This window comes from Pseudomonas arsenicoxydans, from assembly GCF_006438915.1.
Taxonomy (GTDB): domain Bacteria; phylum Pseudomonadota; class Gammaproteobacteria; order Pseudomonadales; family Pseudomonadaceae; genus Aquipseudomonas; species Aquipseudomonas arsenicoxydans_A.
Genome location: NZ_RCZE01000001.1, coordinates 538784 through 556448 on the forward strand (window position 1 = coordinate 538784; position 17665 = coordinate 556448).

The 17665-nt window shown below is 60.0% G+C and carries 17 protein-coding genes; 7 read left to right on the forward strand and 10 right to left on the reverse strand.

Annotation, left to right across the window (positions count from 1 at the left end):
• The first annotated feature begins 64 nt into the window (after positions 1–64).
• Complete coding sequence (locus EAH78_RS02460; protein WP_140665051.1) at positions 65–442, forward strand: glutamine synthetase; 378 nt, start codon at positions 65–67, stop codon at positions 440–442.
• On the opposite strand, the gene EAH78_RS02465 is transcribed toward EAH78_RS02460, so the two are convergent.
• Positions 439–1635 carry an N-acetylmuramoyl-L-alanine amidase gene (locus EAH78_RS02465; protein ID WP_140665054.1) on the reverse strand — a complete coding sequence of 399 codons (1197 nt, stop codon included), beginning with the start codon at positions 1633–1635 and terminating at the stop codon, positions 439–441. The two genes, EAH78_RS02460 and EAH78_RS02465, sit on opposite strands and share 4 nt — an antisense overlap.
• An 85-nt stretch (positions 1636–1720) precedes the next feature.
• On the opposite strand from EAH78_RS02465, the gene folE2 reads away from it, so the two are divergent.
• The 5 genes from folE2 (at position 1721) to EAH78_RS02490 (ending at position 6123) form a co-directional block, all read left to right on the forward strand.
• The gene (gene folE2 / locus EAH78_RS02470) at positions 1721–2617 is read left to right on the forward strand and encodes a GTP cyclohydrolase FolE2 (RefSeq protein WP_140665058.1); all 897 of its coding nucleotides are present in this window, start codon (positions 1721–1723) and stop codon (positions 2615–2617) included.
• Positions 2614–3282 (forward strand): metal ABC transporter ATP-binding protein, encoded by a 669-nt coding sequence (locus EAH78_RS02475; RefSeq protein WP_140665061.1) that lies wholly within the window; start codon positions 2614–2616, stop codon positions 3280–3282. Before folE2 ends, EAH78_RS02475 begins: the two co-directional genes overlap by 4 nt.
• Positions 3282–4148, forward strand: a complete 867-nt coding sequence (locus EAH78_RS02480; protein WP_140665065.1) for a metal ABC transporter permease — start codon at positions 3282–3284, stop codon at positions 4146–4148. The genes EAH78_RS02475 and EAH78_RS02480 overlap by 1 nt, the downstream gene beginning before the upstream one ends.
• Positions 4149–4159: 11 nt before the next feature.
• Entirely contained in the window at positions 4160–5035 is an 876-nt protein-coding gene (locus EAH78_RS02485; RefSeq protein ID WP_140665070.1) for a metal ABC transporter substrate-binding protein, read from the forward strand.
• Positions 5036–5226: 191 nt separating this feature from the next.
• The gene (locus EAH78_RS02490) at positions 5227–6123 is read left to right on the forward strand and encodes a His/Gly/Thr/Pro-type tRNA ligase C-terminal domain-containing protein (RefSeq protein ID WP_140665073.1); all 897 of its coding nucleotides are present in this window, start codon (positions 5227–5229) and stop codon (positions 6121–6123) included.
• A gap of 31 nt (positions 6124–6154) precedes the next feature.
• Here the strand turns inward: EAH78_RS02490 and EAH78_RS02495 are convergent, their stop codons facing one another.
• Positions 6155–6676, reverse strand: coding sequence for a DUF3617 domain-containing protein (locus tag EAH78_RS02495; RefSeq protein WP_140665078.1), 522 nt, complete (start codon positions 6674–6676; stop codon positions 6155–6157).
• Positions 6677–6808: 132 nt separating this feature from the next.
• On the opposite strand from EAH78_RS02495, the gene cls reads away from it, so the two are divergent.
• The gene (gene cls / locus EAH78_RS02500) at positions 6809–8248 is read left to right on the forward strand and encodes a cardiolipin synthase (protein ID WP_140665082.1); all 1440 of its coding nucleotides are present in this window, start codon (positions 6809–6811) and stop codon (positions 8246–8248) included.
• On the opposite strand, the gene cfaB is transcribed toward cls, so the two are convergent.
• The 8 genes from cfaB to hflK (EAH78_RS02540) all read right to left on the reverse strand — a co-directional run bounded on the left by cfaB (position 8245) and on the right by hflK (EAH78_RS02540) (position 17548).
• Complete coding sequence (cfaB, locus tag EAH78_RS02505) at positions 8245–9432, reverse strand: C17 cyclopropane fatty acid synthase CfaB (RefSeq protein WP_140665085.1); 1188 nt, start codon at positions 9430–9432, stop codon at positions 8245–8247. The genes cls and cfaB overlap by 4 nt on opposite strands.
• Positions 9433–9516: 84 nt before the next feature.
• Positions 9517–10305 (reverse strand): DNA-binding domain-containing protein, encoded by a 789-nt coding sequence (locus tag EAH78_RS02510; protein ID WP_140665088.1) that lies wholly within the window; start codon positions 10303–10305, stop codon positions 9517–9519.
• A complete protein-coding gene (gene bufB / locus EAH78_RS02515) occupies positions 10296–11141 on the reverse strand; it encodes an MNIO family bufferin maturase (protein ID WP_140665091.1) in 846 nt (281 codons plus the stop codon). The genes EAH78_RS02510 and bufB overlap by 10 nt, the downstream gene beginning before the upstream one ends.
• A 68-nt stretch (positions 11142–11209) precedes the next feature.
• Positions 11210–11464, reverse strand: coding sequence for a BufA2 family periplasmic bufferin-type metallophore (gene bufA2, locus EAH78_RS02520; RefSeq protein ID WP_140665094.1), 255 nt, complete (start codon positions 11462–11464; stop codon positions 11210–11212).
• A 120-nt stretch (positions 11465–11584) separates the two neighbouring features.
• Positions 11585–13495 (reverse strand): cation-translocating P-type ATPase, encoded by a 1911-nt coding sequence (locus EAH78_RS02525; RefSeq protein ID WP_140665097.1) that lies wholly within the window; start codon positions 13493–13495, stop codon positions 11585–11587.
• Positions 13492–14550 (reverse strand): protease modulator HflK, encoded by a 1059-nt coding sequence (hflK, locus tag EAH78_RS02530; RefSeq protein WP_140665100.1) that lies wholly within the window; start codon positions 14548–14550, stop codon positions 13492–13494. The genes EAH78_RS02525 and hflK (EAH78_RS02530) overlap by 4 nt, the downstream gene beginning before the upstream one ends.
• On the reverse strand, positions 14547–15593 hold the full coding sequence (gene hflC, locus EAH78_RS02535; RefSeq protein WP_140665103.1) for a protease modulator HflC: 1047 nt from the start codon (positions 15591–15593) through the stop codon (positions 14547–14549). Before hflC ends, hflK (EAH78_RS02530) begins: the two co-directional genes overlap by 4 nt.
• Positions 15590–17548 (reverse strand): protease modulator HflK, encoded by a 1959-nt coding sequence (gene hflK, locus EAH78_RS02540; protein ID WP_140665648.1) that lies wholly within the window; start codon positions 17546–17548, stop codon positions 15590–15592. Before hflK (EAH78_RS02540) ends, hflC begins: the two co-directional genes overlap by 4 nt.
• Positions 17549–17665: the final 117 nt, after the last annotated feature.

Below are 17665 nucleotides of genomic sequence, written 5' to 3' on the forward strand. Positions count from 1 at the left end.
TCTCCTCTTGCCCATGACGACAAAGCGTCCGATGCTGAAGGCCGTTCAGTCCTCGAGAAATCCCATGCGAACTGCCCTGAAACTGGCGCTGATAAGTCTTTCGCTGCTGATGGCTTCACAGGCCTGGGCGCAGATTCCGAACCTGGCCCAATGTACCCGTAGCGCCAATCTGCTGGCCTGTGTGGATGTCGACGGCAATGCCTACAGCGTCAACACCGCTGGCAGCACGATCTATCTGCGCGGCTTCGAAATGGCGGGTAAGCGCTACTGGGCACAGACCAACAGCCGCTACGGGCAACTGACCTTTTTCACCGGCATCGCTTCCGACGGCGAAGCCTGGGTTGGCTACAACCGTCGGGTGGGCTGGACCACCATCAATCGCTTCTCCAGCTCGGGCGGCAGCAGCGCCAAATTCACCTGCAGCCGGATTACCGGCTGTTAGACCTGCGCTTTTTTCTGCGCTTGTTGCCAGGCGATGTAGCTGTTGGTGGGCGGATTTTTCTGGAAATAGCGCTGCAACCCTTCGAATAAACCGTTCGCCACGGCCTGTTGATGACGTGCAGTGACCAGTCGCTGACTGTCGCGCGCATTGGAAATGAAGCCGGTTTCCACCAAAATCGACGGCACGTCCGGCGACTTCAACACCGCAAATCCGGCTTGTTCCACGCGCTTTTGATGCAGCGTGGTGATCCCCGCCAAGCTGCCGAGGACCGTGCTACCCAACTGCAAACTGGCGGCCAGGGTGGCGTTCATCGACATATCGAGAATGACCCCGGCGAGCATCGGGTCCTTGTCCTTGAGATTGAGCAAACGGGTGGCGCCCAGCAGGTCCGCGCCGTTCTCGCGTTGCGCCATGAAACGTGCCGTGGCCGAGGTCGCACCGCCTTCAGACAGGCAATACACCGAGGCGCCGGACGCGGTCAGACGCGGGGCGGCGTCCGCGTGCACCGAGATGAACATGTCAGCGTTGTGCTTTCGGGCGATCTCTACCCGTTTGCGCAGCGGAACAAAGAAGTCGTCGTTGCGCACCAGCTTCACGTCAAAGCCCTTCTCGCGTTTCAGACGCTTGGCCAGCAGCTGAGCGATGGACAACACCACGTCTTTCTCTCGCTCCCCCTTGGCGCCGACCGCGCCAGGGTCTTTCCCGCCGTGACCAGGGTCGACCACCACGATGATGTCGCGTTTGGGGTGCGTCGTGTCCTGGATCGCCTCGGAGGGCAGCGCAACGGGCAATGACGCAACGGTCTTCAGATCGAGCACCAGCCGATGGCCTTGGCCCTCCTGCGGTGGGAGCAAGAAGCTGTTGAGCTGCACCGGGCCGCTGAGGTCGAGGACGATTCGCGTATCCCCCAGACCAAAATGCCCGGAGCGAATTGAGCGGATCACCGTATTGGCGAGGGATAGCTGACTGAAATCGCCACTGAGGTTGGCGCCACTCAGATCAATGATCAGCCGCTCCGGCGCACTGAGGGAAAAGGTTTTGTAGTGCACCGGCCCGCTCAGATCAAACACCAGTCGCAGCTTGTCATCCGACCGCCACAGCCGTGCGTTGCGAATTTGCGTGGCCGAGACACCAAAAGGCAACGCGAAGGCTGCGCTGGCCAGAATCAGATTGAGCAAGTGACGTCTGTGCATGAAAAGAACCGCTCGAGAAAAAGGCGTAGTCGAATTTAATGTAATAACATAACATGCCGAATCGATTCCCACGATGGACCTGCTCATGAATGCGCTGACTCTGCCGGATATCGCCGCGCAAGCCTCTCGCCAAGCCCTGCCACTCGATTGGGTAGGCATGTGCGGCATCGCTCTTCCTGTTCTGTTCGATGGCCAACGTCTGAGCGCAAAAGCTGATGCGGGTGTGAGCCTCGATGAAGGAGAGGCACGCGGGATTCATATGTCGCGGCTGTATCTGGCGCTGGAAATGCTTGAGCAGGAAAACCTGACACCGGCTTTGTTGCGGAAAATCCTGCAGAGTTTTCTCGACAGTCATCAAGGACTGTCCCGCAGCGCTTACTTAAAAATTCACGCTGATTTACTGCTCAAAAGGCCTGCGCTAATCAGCCCGTTGGCTGGCTGGAAAAGCTATCCGGTGAGCATCGAAGCACGACTGAAAAACGCAATGTTCCACGTGGAACTAAAAATCGACATTGCTTATTCTTCGACGTGCCCGTGTTCAGCCGCACTGTCCCGGCAGCTGATTCAGCAGCAATTCGTCGATGACTTTGCCAATCGGTCACTGCAGCACGCCGATGTATTGGCGTGGCTCGGTTCAACCAAAGGCATCGTTGCGACGCCCCACAGTCAACGCAGCACAGCGCATCTAAGCCTGCGTCTAGACGATCATCTGGATGACCTGCCACTGATGGCTCTCATCAATGACGCCGAAGCCGCACTCGGCACCCCCGTCCAAACCGCGGTCAAGCGCGCCGACGAACAAGCTTTCGCCTTGGCCAATGGTCAGAACCTGATGTTCTGCGAAGACGCCGCGCGCCGCCTGAACCCTGCCCTGAAACGCTCACCTGGAATCCACGCCTTCCACATCCGAGTCGTCCACGCCGAAAGCCTGCACGCCCACGATGCCGTTGCAGAGAGCCGCTGGAATGGGGAGGCCGCATGATCCGCTGCCAGGCATTGCGCTGGGGCGCCCCCGGCCAACCACTGACACCTCCCGTGGATTTCGAACTGCTCAAGGGAAGCCTGACCGCCGTGATCGGTGCCAACGGCTCGGGCAAAAGCAGCTTGCTGAAAGTCATCGCCGGCCTGCAAAAACAACTCACAGGCAAAGTCTTCCTCGATGTTCCACGCAAGGGCTCGCTGTCCTTCCTCCCCCAGCAACAACACCTGGACCGGCAATTTCCCATCAGCCTCCAAGAGTTGGTAGCCGCCGGATTTTGGGGCAGCAAGCAATCACCCGAACTGCGCAGTCAACGCCTCAACACCGCGCTGGAAGATTGGTGCCTCAGCGGGCTGGAACACCGCCCATTGATGGCCTTGTCCGGAGGAGAACTACAACGCGCCCTGCTCGCCCGATTGAGCCTTGCGCAAACGCCACTGCTGTTGCTCGACGAACCGCACGCGGCGCTCGATGAACTCGGTCAATCGCTGCTCTGGAAACACATCCACCAATGGCATGCCGAGGGTCGAACGTTGGTTGTGGTGTGCCATGACCTGGCCGCCGTTCGCCAACACATTCCACACACGCTACTGATCAAAAGCAGCGGCTGCCTGTTCGGATCGAGTACCGAGTTGATCGACCCACAACCGCTAACGCAGGTGGCCTGATGCTCGCCGCCACTCAGCTTTGGCAACCCTTCCACGAGTTTGTGTTCATGCGTCGGGCACTTATCGGCGGTCTCGTCCTGGCGTGCAGCACAGCACCGCTGGGTGTGTTTCTGATCTTGCGGCGCATGAGCCTGATCGGCGATGCCGTCGCTCACGGCATCTTGCCCGGCGCCGCACTCGGCTTCTGGTTCGCAGGCTTGAGTTTGCCGGCATTGACCTTCGGCGGCTTGGGCGCAGGTTTGAGCATGGCCGGACTGGCAGCGTGGATCACCCGCCGCACCGGATTGCGAGAAGACGCCAGTCTTGCCGCGATCTACCCGATCTCCCTCGCCAGCGGTGTCCTGATCCTCGGCATCGCCGGCAAACGCCTGGACCTTTTGCACTTGCTGTTTGGCTCCGCTCTGGCGGTCGATGGCCCGACGCTGACCGGCATGTTGTGGGTCTCGGGCATCAGCCTGATCGCCATGGCGCTGATCTATAAAGCGCTGTTGCTGGACACCCTCGACCCTCTCTTCCTGCAAACCGTCAGTCGCCTCGGGCCGCTGGTCCATGGCGTGTTCCTGACACTCGTGGTGCTGAATCTGGTGATCGGTTTCCAGGCCATTGGCGCACTGATGGTGGTCGGTCTGATGATGTTGCCCGCCGCCGCATCGCGTTTCTGGAGCCGTCGTTTACCCGTGTTGATTGCCATTGCCGCCATGCTCGGCTGCCTCTCGGTGTGGCTCGGATTACTGCTGTCGTTCTATTACTCGCTGCCCAGCGGACCGGCGATTGTGCTGGTTGCCGGCGGCTTTTATTTGTTGTCCGTAGTGTTCGGGCCAGTGCACGGCTTGTTGCGCCGCCCGCCTTTGCTCACATCCCAATGAGGTGTTTCCCGATGCGCGCTTTACTCGTGCTGTTCAGTTTGATGCTGTCGATGTCGCTGTCTGCGGCGGAAAAACTTCGGGTGGTGACGAGCTTCAGCATCCTCGCCGACATGACCCATCAGGTCGGCGGCGAGCATATCCAGATCACCAACATGGTCGGCCCGGACGCCGATGCCCACACCTACGAGCCGACACCGGACGACGCCAAGGCGCTGCTCAGCGCCCAACTGATCATCAAGAATGGATTGGGTTTTGAGCCATGGCTGGATCGTCTGGTGAGCAGCACCGAAACCAAAGCGCCGGTGATCAGCGCCAGTCACGGCGTCATCCCGCGCTCGCTGGATGAAGACGGTGAGACCATTCCTGACCCTCACGCCTGGCACAACCTGGCGAACACCGAGCTGTACATCGCCAACATCACCAAGGCGTTGATCGCCGCCGACCCGGCGAACACGGCCGACTACCAACGCAACAGTCAGGCCTACCTGAAACAAATCTACGCCCTGCTTGCCGAAGCCAAGGCCAAGCTCGGCTCGCTGCCACCGGGCAATCGCAAAATCGTCACCTCCCATGACGCCTTCGGCTATCTCGGCCAGGCCTACGGGATCGACTTCATGGCCCCTCAAGGGTTGTCCACCGAACGTGAACCGTCGGCTGCCGAAGTCGCTGCGCTGATCACGCAGATTCGCCAGGCGAAGGTCAAAGCGGTGTTCATGGAAAACATCAAGGACGCCCGCTTGCTGAAACAGATAGCCGACGAAAGCGGCGCGCAAATCGGTGGCACGCTGTACTCAGACGCACTCTCCGCCACCGGGCCGGCCAGCACTTTTGCCGGGCTGTTCAAATACAACCTCAACACCCTCTACCAAGCGTTGAGCAAGCCCTGATCCGCAAGAACCCTTCAGGGGATTTACCGCAGGTCGCGGAGTCCGCCTGTAAAGCGCTGCAAAAAAAGTTCTGACCATGAGCCGTGTGCGGATGGCCGTCTTGCTGGGATTAATGGCAAACGAAGTCCTGCCGATAACCACCCTCATGGCCAAAACCTGGCGCGCGAACAGAAGCACTCGAGAGCATCACAATGATTCAGATCCGCCTCCCCGATGGTTCATTGCGTGAATACAACCAGCCGTTGTCCGTGTATGAACTCGCCGCGAGTATCAGCATCGGGCTGGCCAAAGCTGCGGTGGCCGGTCGGGTGGACGGAGTGTTGGTGGACTGCGAATACGTGATCAGGGGTGATGCGCGCGTGAGCATCGTCACGCCTCAAGAGCCCGACGGCCTGGAGATTCTTCGACGCTCCTGCGCGTTGATATTGGCAATGGCGATCAAGCAACTGCATCCCCATGTTCGGTTGCAGTCTGGATCGTCGCTGGGTGACGGATTCTTTTATGGATTTAGCGTCAAGCATCCGTTCACCCGGTCCGACCTGCCCCTCATCGAAGCCCGCATGCAGCTGCTGGCCGCGACCAACCACTCGATCCGTCGACAGACAATCAAGTCAGCAGAGCAGTTGTCGCTGTATCGCCTGGGAGACTTCGAACACTTGACGACAGGTCCACAGGTTCCAGCCACGAAGGTGTTGCAGGCGTTCTCCCTCGACCACATCAACGGTACGTTTGAGCAGCGGATCTACGGCACGTGCTGGTCTTGCCAACAGGAACTGGACAGCTGGCGAGCACCGCCCCTGGTCATGATTGTCAGCATGGCGGAGCGCCAGGCGAGTTATGTCCAGTCGGTGACCGAGGCATTGCGTCGAAGCGGTGTTCACGTCCATGTGGATCTGCGGCATGAAAAGGTCCGCCACAAGATTCGCGAACACGGTCAAAAAGTGCCGTACCTGATGGTCGTGGGCGAGAAGGAACAGGAAGGGGAGTTCGTCAGTTTGCGCAGCGGTGCCGGTGAGGATTTTGGCAGGATGGGGGTTGAGGCGGCGTGTCAGTGGCTGAATCAGACCCGCTCCCACACGAATGTATAGGGAGCGGGAGCGGGTCTATCGCTGAAGGTCTTTAAGCGCGAGGCTTGACCGTCCCGCAATCCTGTCCCAGCCAGACGGCGCGACTTTCCAGGCTGCCCTTTTGCTGGATGCCGGTGGCGTTGAAGGTGCCGTTGACCTTGGTGGTGAACTCACGGTCGCTGAGGAACGTAGCAACACCCGCCCCTTGCGCCTTCGGACAGCTGAAACGGAATTTCCACTGGTTGCCAGTACGGTCGGTGATTTCCTGTTTGCAGCCCGATTGCGGGTCGGTCAGAGGAATGTTGTCGGTCTTCACCTGTTCGGGCGTCAGGCACGCCCGAATCCCTTTGCCGCCCATAGTGATCCCCTGCTTCTCCAATTGCGCGCGCTGTTGCGGGGTCATCTGGCTCTGCAACTGTCCAAGGATCAGCTGCAAGTCCGGCAGATTCTGGTTATCGACCTGCATGTTGCTGGTGGTCAATTCCCACAACCCGGGTTGCAGCATCTGTGCCTGAGCCGCCACAGGAAGTGACACACCAATTGCCATGGCCAAACCCAGCAGACGAACGTTCATCGAGTAACTCCTGATCAGTTGTGGCCGTTAGACGCCGAGCATCGGCTTCAGTTCATGGGCCAATTAAATAGCGACATTTTGCACGGAACATGGTCTGTTAAGCACTGAATCTTCAGGAGCAAGGCTGCCCCCATGGATTACTTTGGACCGCACATTTTCGGCTACACCATTGCACTGCTTCACACACTGGGCCTGATCGCTGCCATCCACGCGGTGCTCACCGTCCGCACCGCCCAGGGATCGATCGCCTGGGCGCTTTCGCTGGTGTTCATGCCTTACCTCACGCTCATCCCGTATCTGGTCTTCGGCCGCAGTACCTTCGATGGCTACATCAAGGCGCGGCGCCAAGCCAACGAAGAGATGCGCAAGGCCATCTCCGAGCTCAACTGGCGCCCCTGGGTCGAGGAGGCACTGACCGCTCGCGCCTCCAATGCCTACGCGTCGTTACGGGCGATGCCGAAGCTGGGCCGAATGCCATGCCTGGCGAACAACGAAGTGCACTTGTTGATCAACGGCCAAGCCACGTTTGATTCGATTTTCGACGCCATCAGCCAGGCGAAAGAGGCCGTGCTGATTCAGTTTTTCATCATCCACGATGATCGTCTCGGCCAGCGCCTGCAAAATCTGCTGCTGAAAAAAGCGGCCGAGGGCGTCGCTATTTACCTGCTATATGACCGCATCGGCAGCCATACCCTGCCCCATAGTTATGTGCAGTCGTTGCGCGATGCCGGCGTCGAAGTCAAAGCGTTCGCCACTCGCAGTGGCTGGCTTAACCGCTTCCAGGTGAATTTCCGCAACCACCGCAAGATCGTGGTGGTCGATGGCGTGCTGGGATTCGTTGGCGGGCATAACGTTGGCGACGAGTACATGGGCGAGAAACCACCGCTGGCGCCTTGGCGCGATACCCATGTTCGAGCGCGCGGCCCGGTGGTCGCCTGCATGCAGGAGTCTTTTGCCGAAGACTGGTTCTGGGCTGCACGCTCATTGCCGCCGCTGATCCTCCCGGACGTCTATCCAGACGACGGCGTACTGTGCCAATTGCTGGCGAGCGGCCCGGCGGATTCCTACGAAACCTGTTCGTTGTTCTTCGTCGAAGCCATCCATGCCGCCACCGAACGGGTATGGATCACCAGCCCCTACTTCATCCCCGACGAAGCGGTGTTCGCCGCTCTCAGGCTGGCAGTGCTGCGAGGTGTCGATGTGCGGCTGCTGCTGCCCTCGCGCCCGGACCACCGTATCGTCTACGCCGCTTCCAGCCTGTACGCCTTCGAAGCCGTACGTGCCGGCGTGCGGGTGTTCCGCTACGAGCCCGGTTTCCTGCATCAGAAGGTGGTGTTGATCGACAGTGAAATCAGCGCTATCGGCAGTGCCAACATGGACAACCGCTCATTCCGGCTCAACTTCGAAGTGATGTTGTTGACGGTCGACAGCGCGTTTGCCGCCGAGGTGGAACAGATGCTGAACGATGACTTCGATCAGGCTCATGAAATCGCCAAAGAAGAAAGCCGGGAGACCCACCGCCTGCAACAAGTGGGCATGCGGGTCGCCCGGCTGATTTCACCGATTCTCTAAGGGTTGTAGATGTCGTCGCGGGTCCATGGCAATTCATGGCTGCCATCGGGATGAGCCTTGACCGCGAGGATCTGGTGCAGGTTGATCCACCCTCGGGCAAACGCATAAGCGCATCCCGCCAGGTACAGCCGCCAAATCCGCAAGGCTTGCTCTGGCACTTGCCTGGACGCCGCCACCAGATTGTCTTCCAGACGCTCGCTCCAGTGGTCCAGGGTGCGCGCGTAATGCAGGCGCAGGCTTTCGACGTCGACAATCTCCAGACCTACTTCACTGATTTCGGCCGAGATCATCGACAGGTGCGGCAGCTCGCCGTTAGGGAATACGTATTTCTCAATGAAGTCGCCGGCACCACGTCCCACCGGACGGCCATCGATGTGCTTGGCGGTGATCCCGTGGTTCATCACCAGCCCGCCCTCTTTTACCGCGCCGAACAGGGTTTTGCAGTACGCAGCGAGGTTGGCATGGCCGACGTGTTCGAACATGCCGACACTGACCACTTTGTCGAAGCGCCCGTCTTGAGGCAGGTCGCGGTAGTCGAGCAACTGAAGCTCGACCAAATCCTCCAGGCCTTCCTCTTTCACGCGTTCACGGGCCAGGGCGAGTTGCTCCTTGCTGAGCGTAATACCGAACACTTTCGCGCCGAACTCTCGTGCCGCGTAGCGCGCCAGTCCGCCCCAACCGCAACCGACGTCCAGCAGGTATTCACCCGGTTGCAACCGCAACTTGCGGCACAAGTGACGGAATTTGGCCTGTTGCGCCTGCTCCAGAGTTTCACTGCCGGTCTCGAAGTACGCGCAGGAATACGCCATGTCACTGTCGAGCCACAGCTGGTAAAACTCATTGGACAGGTCGTAGTGGTAGGAGATGGCTTTGGCGTCGGTTTCCTTGTCGTGGGCGGTACGAACCGGCTGATCGTCGTCGTTTTCGTTCAACATCGCCTGGCTCCACTCATCGCAGACGCGGATAACGTCGCTGATGGAGCCTTCCAGCTCAAGCTTGCCCTCGACAAACGCCGCTCCAAGCGCGTCCAGGCTTGGATGGGTGAACTGGGTAACCATTTGTGGATCCTTGACCACAATCGTGACGCTGGGCGTCGGCCCCAGATTGAACTCATGGCCGTCCCAGAGTCGCAGGCGTAACGGTAACTGCAGATTCTGTAAGGCCGGTGGGAGATGCGCGAGCATGGAGTGTTCCCCTGGTTTCAGACGTCTGATGTGAGGGTAGACGATTCTGAAAAATTAGCTGGCTATCGAATTAATAGCCATTTCCTATGATTTTCCACGCTGCAACCAACCGTCGTGAATCCACTGCTTGAGCCAGGTCACAGCTTGAAGTGGTGCGCCCTCTCCATAGATGACTGTCAATTCAGAGCACAGTTCAGCAAAGTTCCAGTCCCGTTCAAACAGGCCTTTTATTGCATTGGCTTCTTCAGGCTCCAGGCTTCGATATTGGCAAACGAGCTCGTTCCGACAGATCACCACAACGCAGGGAGTGTTGAGTCCCGTACTGCCAGGGAACGGTGTTTCTTCCTTGGCCGATCGCCAAAGCGCCACACTGTTGAAAGCACACTCAAGCCATTGCAGCGAAGGGCTGGGGCTGACCTTCAGAGTCGGCCAGTCGTGCGGTGCCAGTTCCGCCATGTCCTGCACACTCAACGGCGTTCCCGGTGGCGCATCGAATGCCAGTGTGAAAGCCCACTCCAGGGCGGCGAGTTCGGCCAGTGGTGCACTTTGCTCAGGCACCAGGTGCTGGCGAATAAACGCTTCGAAGCCTTTGCCGAACCAGCGAAGGCTGTAGTGAACCGAGGGATTCTGGCGGATGTACGCGGCGGCAAGCCGTTCGAACTCCTCGTCACCCAGCCAGTTAAGGACGGCGGAATAGTCGCCGCGCAGCACTTCCTGCAGACGGGCTTGATAAGCATTGTGATAAATCGCCAGCCCGGTGCGGACGTTCAGCGTCGGTCCGCCGATGAGGCTGGCGCCAAGCGCCACATTCGCCGCCGAAGACGCTCCCGACAGATAACGTTCAAAGGACTGTTGCCATTCGTTCAGGCGCATTTCTGTCTCCGGGCCAGCACACTCTCGCCCAACTCCCGGGCTTTTTGCAGCTCAGTGAGCAGTTCTTCAAACGGCGGAAAATGGTCATCGCGCTCCAGCAGCGTGGCGACCGGGCCGAGGTAATCGAGGGTTTTTTGGTAAAGCGCCCAGACCGGATCGCTGACGGGATGGTCATGGGTGTCGATGACGTAATCGCCGTAATCGCTATGGCCCGCCAGGTGAAGTTGGCGAATCTTGTGTGCCGGCAAACCTTGAATGAAGGTCCACGGATCGAAGCCATGATTGCGTGAGCTGACATAGACATTGTTGACGTCCAGCAACAGCTCGCAATCGCTCAGCCGACTCAGGGCTTCGAGAAACTCCCACTCGCTGAAATCATCGCCAGCACTGCGCACATAGCTGGAGACATTCTCCAATACCAATGGACGCTGCAATACGTCTTGCACCTGGCGCACCCGGCCAGCCACGTAATGAAGACTTTCTTCGGTGTACGGTAACGGCAACAAATCATGAAGCTGGTGGGCGTTGCCACGGCTCCAGCACAAGTGATCGGAAATCCACGCCGGTTTGACGCGATCAGCCAGCCGCTTCAGCTGTTGCAGATAGTCCGGATCGAGGGCATGCGGCCCGCCGATGGACAGCGACACGCCATGCATCACCAGCGGAAAACGCTCGGCGATGGCGTCAAGGTAGTAGAGGGCTTTGCCGCCCGGCACCATGAAATTTTCGGAGACGACTTCGAACCAGTCCACGGACGGCGACTGATCAAGAATCTGTTGGTAGTAAGCACTGCGTAAACCCAGGCCATAGCCCAGACAAGGAAGGGATGCAGACATTTGCGGACTCCTCGCAAAAAGGCCGCAGTGGCCAAGGGTAAGCCACTGCGGCGCCAAGCAGCGGTCGGTTATTCGCCGACCTTGCCACCGGCTTTCATGCACTCGGTCTGAGTCATCGCCTTGAAGCCGTGACCTTTGCAAACGCCCTGACCTTTACAGGCGTGTTCTGCGGTTTTGCAATCGTTCATGCCTTTGCACGAGGTCACGCCGTAGCAGTGAACCTGAGGCGCGTCGGCCGCCTGAGCCTGGGTGGCAACACCGGCAAACATTGTTGCAGCGGCGAATGCGAGAGCGGCGCCAGCGGTAGCGGATTTGAAGTTCATTTTTGTATCCTCGGTGATCGTCAGGGTTGTCGGCTGGAACGTTGTTCAGTCCCGACACAGCACTAGAGAGCGCTGCCCCCAACGGCGTTACAGAGGCCTGCAAAAAAGTTTTCGATGGGTTCAGCTGTCGTCTTTGAGCTTGAGCAAAGGCTCCTGAAACCTCAGTAAACGCCCGGCGTTGCCCAGCACCAGCAATGTGCTCAAGTTATGCAGCAACGCTGCAATCATCGCCCCTGCCGCACCGAGCCAGCCAAAAGCGGCGAAGGCCACAATCGCCAGGGTCCAGCCCAAGCCGATGATCACATTGACCTGCAAGGTCTGGCGGCATTGGCGACTCAAACGCACACAGGTGCCGAGCCGACGCAGGTCACTGCCAATCAACACGATGTCAGCCGAGGCCAATGCGATGTCCGCCCCGCCCGCGCCCATCGCGACACCGACGACACCGGCCTTGAGCGCCAGGGAGTCGTTGATCCCGTCCCCCACCACCATCGGCCGAAAGCCCCTGCCGATTTCCTTAAGCACGCGGTTGAGTTTGTCCTCCGGCAACGCCTGCGCCTCGACATCGCTGATGCCGACGTCGCGCGCCAGCGTGTGCGCGACGCTCTGCCGATCCCCGGTGAGCAGCAACTGCCGACCCAGACCCAATTCACGCAACTCACTCAAGGCAAATCGCGCCTCGGGTTTGACACTGTCAGCCAGCAACAGCCAGGCGAGAAATTCACCGTCAAGCGCCAGCCCGGCAATCGGGCCGTCATGTTCAGGAACCGCCGACGTGGCGATGCCCAATTGCGCGAACAGCTCCGGACGACCGAGGGCGGCCTCGCCCTGCTCGGTCATCGCTACCACGCCCAATCCCTGTCGCTCGTGGATGTCCGACAGCAATAGAAAATGTTCCTGCGTGACCAACCCGGCGAGCGCACGACTGACCGGATGACTGCTGGCAGAACCGAGGCTGGCGGCCAGTTTCAGGACATGACTGCGGTCTTCCAGCGGACTGTCGATCGACTGCAAGCGCAGGGTGCCGAACGTCAGCGTGCCCGTCTTATCGACCACCAGCGACGTCAGGTCCGCCAGCTCTTCAAGGAACGCCGAACTGCGAATCAGAATGCCGTGCCGCGCCGCCACCGCCACCCCGGCAATAGCTGTCGCAGGAGCCGACAGCACCAGCGCACAGGGACACGCCGCGACCAGCACCGCGAGCATGGCCTGCGCGTCATTGGTGACAAACCAGGTCACCGCCGCCAGCAGTAAAACCAGCACCATGTAGCTGCCGGCATAACGTTCCAGCAAGCGAGTAATCGGCGGCTTCGAGCGCTCGGCGCTTTGCATCAACGCGATGACTTTGCCCAACGTCGATTCGTTGCCGGTGCGGGTCACTTCAATGCGCAGCAGACCATCGAGGTTAATCGCCCCGCCGAATACCGTCATGCCCACGCCTGCTTCGACAGGCACCGACTCACCGGTAATCGACGCGGTATCGAGGCTCGCCTGACCGGACAACACCCGACCGTCCGCCGGCACGCGATCACCGGCTCGCACCTCAACCAGGTCGCCGGCCTTGAGTGTGCTGTTGTCGACTTCGAGAATCGAACCATCCGCCTGCACCTTGCGCGCATGGCTGCGGGTCAGTTTGCCAAGGGCATGAATCGCCTCCTGAGAACCGATCACGCTGCGCTCTTCCAGCACGTGGCCGAAGATCATGATGATCGGCAACAACGCGGCGGTCAGCAGATCACCTGTGGCCCAGGCGCCGAGCATGGCGAGCGCGATCAACTGGTCGGTGATCCCGTGCAAACTTGGGTAGCGCAGGCTGTACCACGCCGAGCGCATGACCGGCACGGCCACCAATAGCGAAGCAAAGCCGAGCAGCAATTGACTGACGCCGGTCTGCTCCGGTGACAGCCAGCGCCAGATCAGACCGAGCCCGAGCAGGCCCAGTGCGAGCATCGCCAGCGTCAGTTGGCGAGCAGCGCTGCGTTGTTCGGCCGAGGACAACATGCTCGGTGCAGCGGCGGATTGCGCGGTCATTGTGCAGCTCCCTGAATGATCAGGCGGGAATCGTCTTTCGGATCAACCGTGGTCACGGAGCCGGCCTGGCCGAGAATCTTCGGCATCCGTTCGCGGTAAATGCGCAGTAGCATTTGCGGGTCGGTGCCCTGCTGTTGCGCCGTGGCCAGGCTCAATACGGTGGCCGTATCGGCAGACGCTTTCGCCAAACGTTCGCTGGCCTGGGCATGGGCCACTTGCAGCGTTCGATCCGCTTGTTCGTTGGCGGCCTGGGTGGCCTTCTCGGCTTCGGTACGCGCGTTCGCCACGGCTTTGTCGGCCTGCTGACTTGCGGTCAGTACTGCGTTGAAGGCGTTCACCGCAGGACCGGGCAAACTCGATTGCACATCGACTCGCGCGACTTCGATACCCAACCCCTGCCCTGTTGCTTTCAGTTCGGCCAACCGTTGATTGATGCCCTGCACCAGATCACCGCGCAGACGTTCACGGCGTTCGGCCGCCTGATTATCGGCGCCTATCAGTTCCGGACGCGCCACCAGAATGGTGTCCAGATCCCGCGCGGCGGTCAGGGCCACGGCACTGCGGGTGACCAGCCGATCCAGCGCCGGCAGTACATGTTCACCTTGCAGTACGAACGCGTAGGGCTCGGTGACTTTGTAGAAAACCCGCACATCGAGTTGCACCACGCCGGCGTCGCCCGTCAGTAAATAACCGGAACCGGCGAGTGCATCACTGAGCGGTGTGGCGAACGTGGCGACGCGATCAGCCTGCAAGGCGACATCGCTGCGCAACAGATTTTCCACCCGACGCTCGATGACCCTATCTGCCGAGGGCAGTAAAACCACCTGCTCAAAAGGTCGCGGCCAAGCCAATAACAACCCGGCATTCTGAATGCGATCCAGCGCACCGAAATGCAGGACTACCGCGCGATTCTGCGGATCAATCTGCCGCACATTGGAGAACGCCCAGGCTAACGCAGCCAGAACGGTGACGGCATACAGGGCCAAAAAAGCCAGGCGCCCGGCCTGAATCCAGGGGCTGCTTAACTCATGTGTTCCACGTGGAACTAAATTCATGGCTGCGACCCGAACTTGTTTTCGAGGGTCGGCGGTCCGTCAACCAACACCCGGAATGGCGCAGCATCGGTGCGCAATATCAATTTGGTGCCCGGCGAAACGATGGTGCCCAAGGTGTCGAGGGAACGCAGCAAGTTGTAAAGCTGCGGAGAGCCGGCGTACGCACGGCCGTAGATCTGCGCTGCCTCAACCCGCGATTGGGCTTCGATATCAGCGGCTTTCACCGTGGCATCGGCTTGCACGATTCGCGCATCTCGCTCGGCAGCGGAACGAATTTGCGCAGCTTCACGTTTGCCAATGGCGGTGCGTTCTGTCGCAATGGTTTCACGCTCGGCGCGCATGCGATCAACCGTGGCGGTCAAGGTTACCGACGGCAGGGTCAAACGCTCGATCCCGACTTGCAGCACGCGCACGCCATAAGTGGTGAGCAATTGCTGATCAATCTGATGACGAAGTTGCGCCTCAAACTCGGCAATGTGTACTTGATTGGCGTCGGTGTTGACCAGGTTCGCCAAGTCAAAACTGGCGGCCGTCGTTTCCAGCGCAGAGCCGACAAACGTGCGGATCTGCCGTGCCGCTTCATCCGGCTGGTTCTGCACCGCGCGCATGAAGCGTTGCACATTGTCCGGATCGCCCTGCACCTGCCACGCCACGTAAGCCTGAACAATGATCCGCAGACCGTCGCGGGTGCCGACATCCTGCAAACCACTGGAGGTGGTGCGCAGCCGCAAGTCGACAGGAATGGCCGCTTCAAACGGTGCCGGCCAGCGCCAGCCAAGCCCCGGCTCCAACAAAACCCGCGATGGATTGCCGAAGCGCGTGATCACGGTGGCCTCCCCCGAGCGCACTTGGACAAGGCTTGCGGCAGCTATGGCAAAGGCCACGAGCAACGCCGCCCAGCCCATGCGCCGCCAAGGAAATGATCCGGCCTCTTGTGGATCACCGTGGTGGTGATGATGGTGACCGTGGTGATGCCCATGTCCGGCATGACCGTGATCGTGGCCGGCGAGGTCATCGTGATCGTGTGTGTGCGACTGGCTCAATGGGTAGCTCCTGGCTGGGCGCTCGTACGCGGCGACGCAGGATCAGCCGGCAACGTGAAAGTACGGAGGTCGATGGTCGGCGCATTACTGCTGCCACCCAGACGATGATCAAGAATCAGCAGCTTGGCGTTGGCCAGGCCTTGGCTCAGTTGGCTGAGGTATTGCTCCAGCACAAACGCCTGGCCGGCGCTGGCGTAGGCTTTCCGTTCAGCACTGAACTTCAGGTCTGCCGCCTGTGCCGTGGCGTTGATTTCATGGGCGCTGGCCGTTGCTTGATCGCGCGCAATGCTCGCCTGCATTTGCGCCTGATTGGTCGCCTCCGCAGCCGCACCGCGTTCCCGCGAGATCAATGCTTGCGCGCCAATCTGCGCAGCCTGCACGCCGTGATAGGCATTGGCGGCACCGGCCGGTGGATGAATCGCTTCGACCACGGTGGCAAGAATTTCCACACCGCTGTTGAGTTTCTGCAAGTCGGCTTGCACCGCCCGGCCAATCTCTTCAGCAAGCCCTACCCTGTCCTCGCCAAGCAAACCGTCAAGGGTTCGCGAAGCGAAGTCATGCACCAGAATCCGGCTGGCGGTGCTGCGAATCAGCGTCGGCAGGTCCGCGCTGTTGTAGGTCGCCGCCAGCGCCGCTTGATCGGTCAGGCCGATGCGATAGACGAAACGCACGTCCATGTTGACGATCTGGAAGCTCTGTTCGTCGGCGCGGCTGCTGGCAATGACCTGGGATTTATCGTTAACGTGGCTCGCGTCCCATAGCCGATTGGCAATCGCCGGCGCCGGGCCTTCGGCAGGCTCGGGTACGACCGGGGCCGATGCTTCGCCAACACTGGTTGCCAACTCGTGAACCACGCCATTTTCAATATTCAGCACACGGCCCAACGGCCACGGTAAACCCGCGTGCAAACCAGGACCCAACACCTCCACCGGTTTGCCGAATCGTTCATAAATGCCCCGCCCTTGCAATGGTATTTCGTGAATGCCGGTGAGTGACCAGCCGACGAAGGCAACCACCGCCAGCACCGGCAAAAACGCTCGACGCATGTAAGTGAAAGCCCAGATCTGCCGCAAGTCGATGCCAAAGCGGTTGTGCAATTCGTGCTGCAACGCGAGCAGCGGTTGTGGCGGCCAGCGCAGCATGTCGGCGACAAAACTGCGCGCCAGCAACGTCGGTTCCAGTTGATCGCGCTGCGGGCTGAACAGCGACAGCACCGCACGCAGCAGCAACTCGACGGCGACCAAGCCCGGCAGCAAACCAATCAGCACCGCCAGACGCACCGGCCAGACCGAGGTTTCACTGGCGAACAACAGGCACAACGCACCGATCACCAGGCAAATGATTGCCACCCGCGTCAGTTGCGCCAATGCGCCGGCTTCCGGCCATTGGGCGACGTTTTCCTGGGCCAGTTGTCGCTCGACCACCAGCAGACCAAACGCCAGCAGCAACGCCAGCGCCGCGCCGACACTGGCCGATAACCCCAACGCGGCGGGCGGTAACGCGAGGTTCCAGAACTGACTGATGCTGAACAGCGTCAACAGCGCCCAGCCGCCGAGCCAGAGTGTCGGCGCGCCGATCTGGCCAAGCATGCTCACCGAGCCCTGACTGAGTCGCTCCAGCAGTCGCTCATACCACCCTTGCGGCGCAGCGGGTTCTTCAACAACGACCACGGGCAGCGGCGGGTTCATCGCTTGTGCGCGCCAGCGGGTCACCCACCAGGCGGATTGCAGACCGGCGACCAGCACCAGTAAAGCGGCGCTCTGACTCACCAATAACGCGCCCCACAATGACTGCGGCGCAAACAACCCGACAAACAACGCCAGCACCAGCCCGGACGCCGCCAAAGCACTCAGGCCAATGGCGAACTGGCGCAATCGCCGCCCCTGAAAGAGCGCCTGTTGAAAGCGCGGCAGCCCTGCTACCTGCGCGCCATCGACTTCGAGATCGACTTGCATACCACCCCAGTGCTTATTCAATGCGGACATCGCGTTTCGTTACGATATAACGAAAGCGGTGAAATTTTTGTACGAAATCCTTCTATCTAAAGACGCGGAACCTGTCGCTAGGCTGAA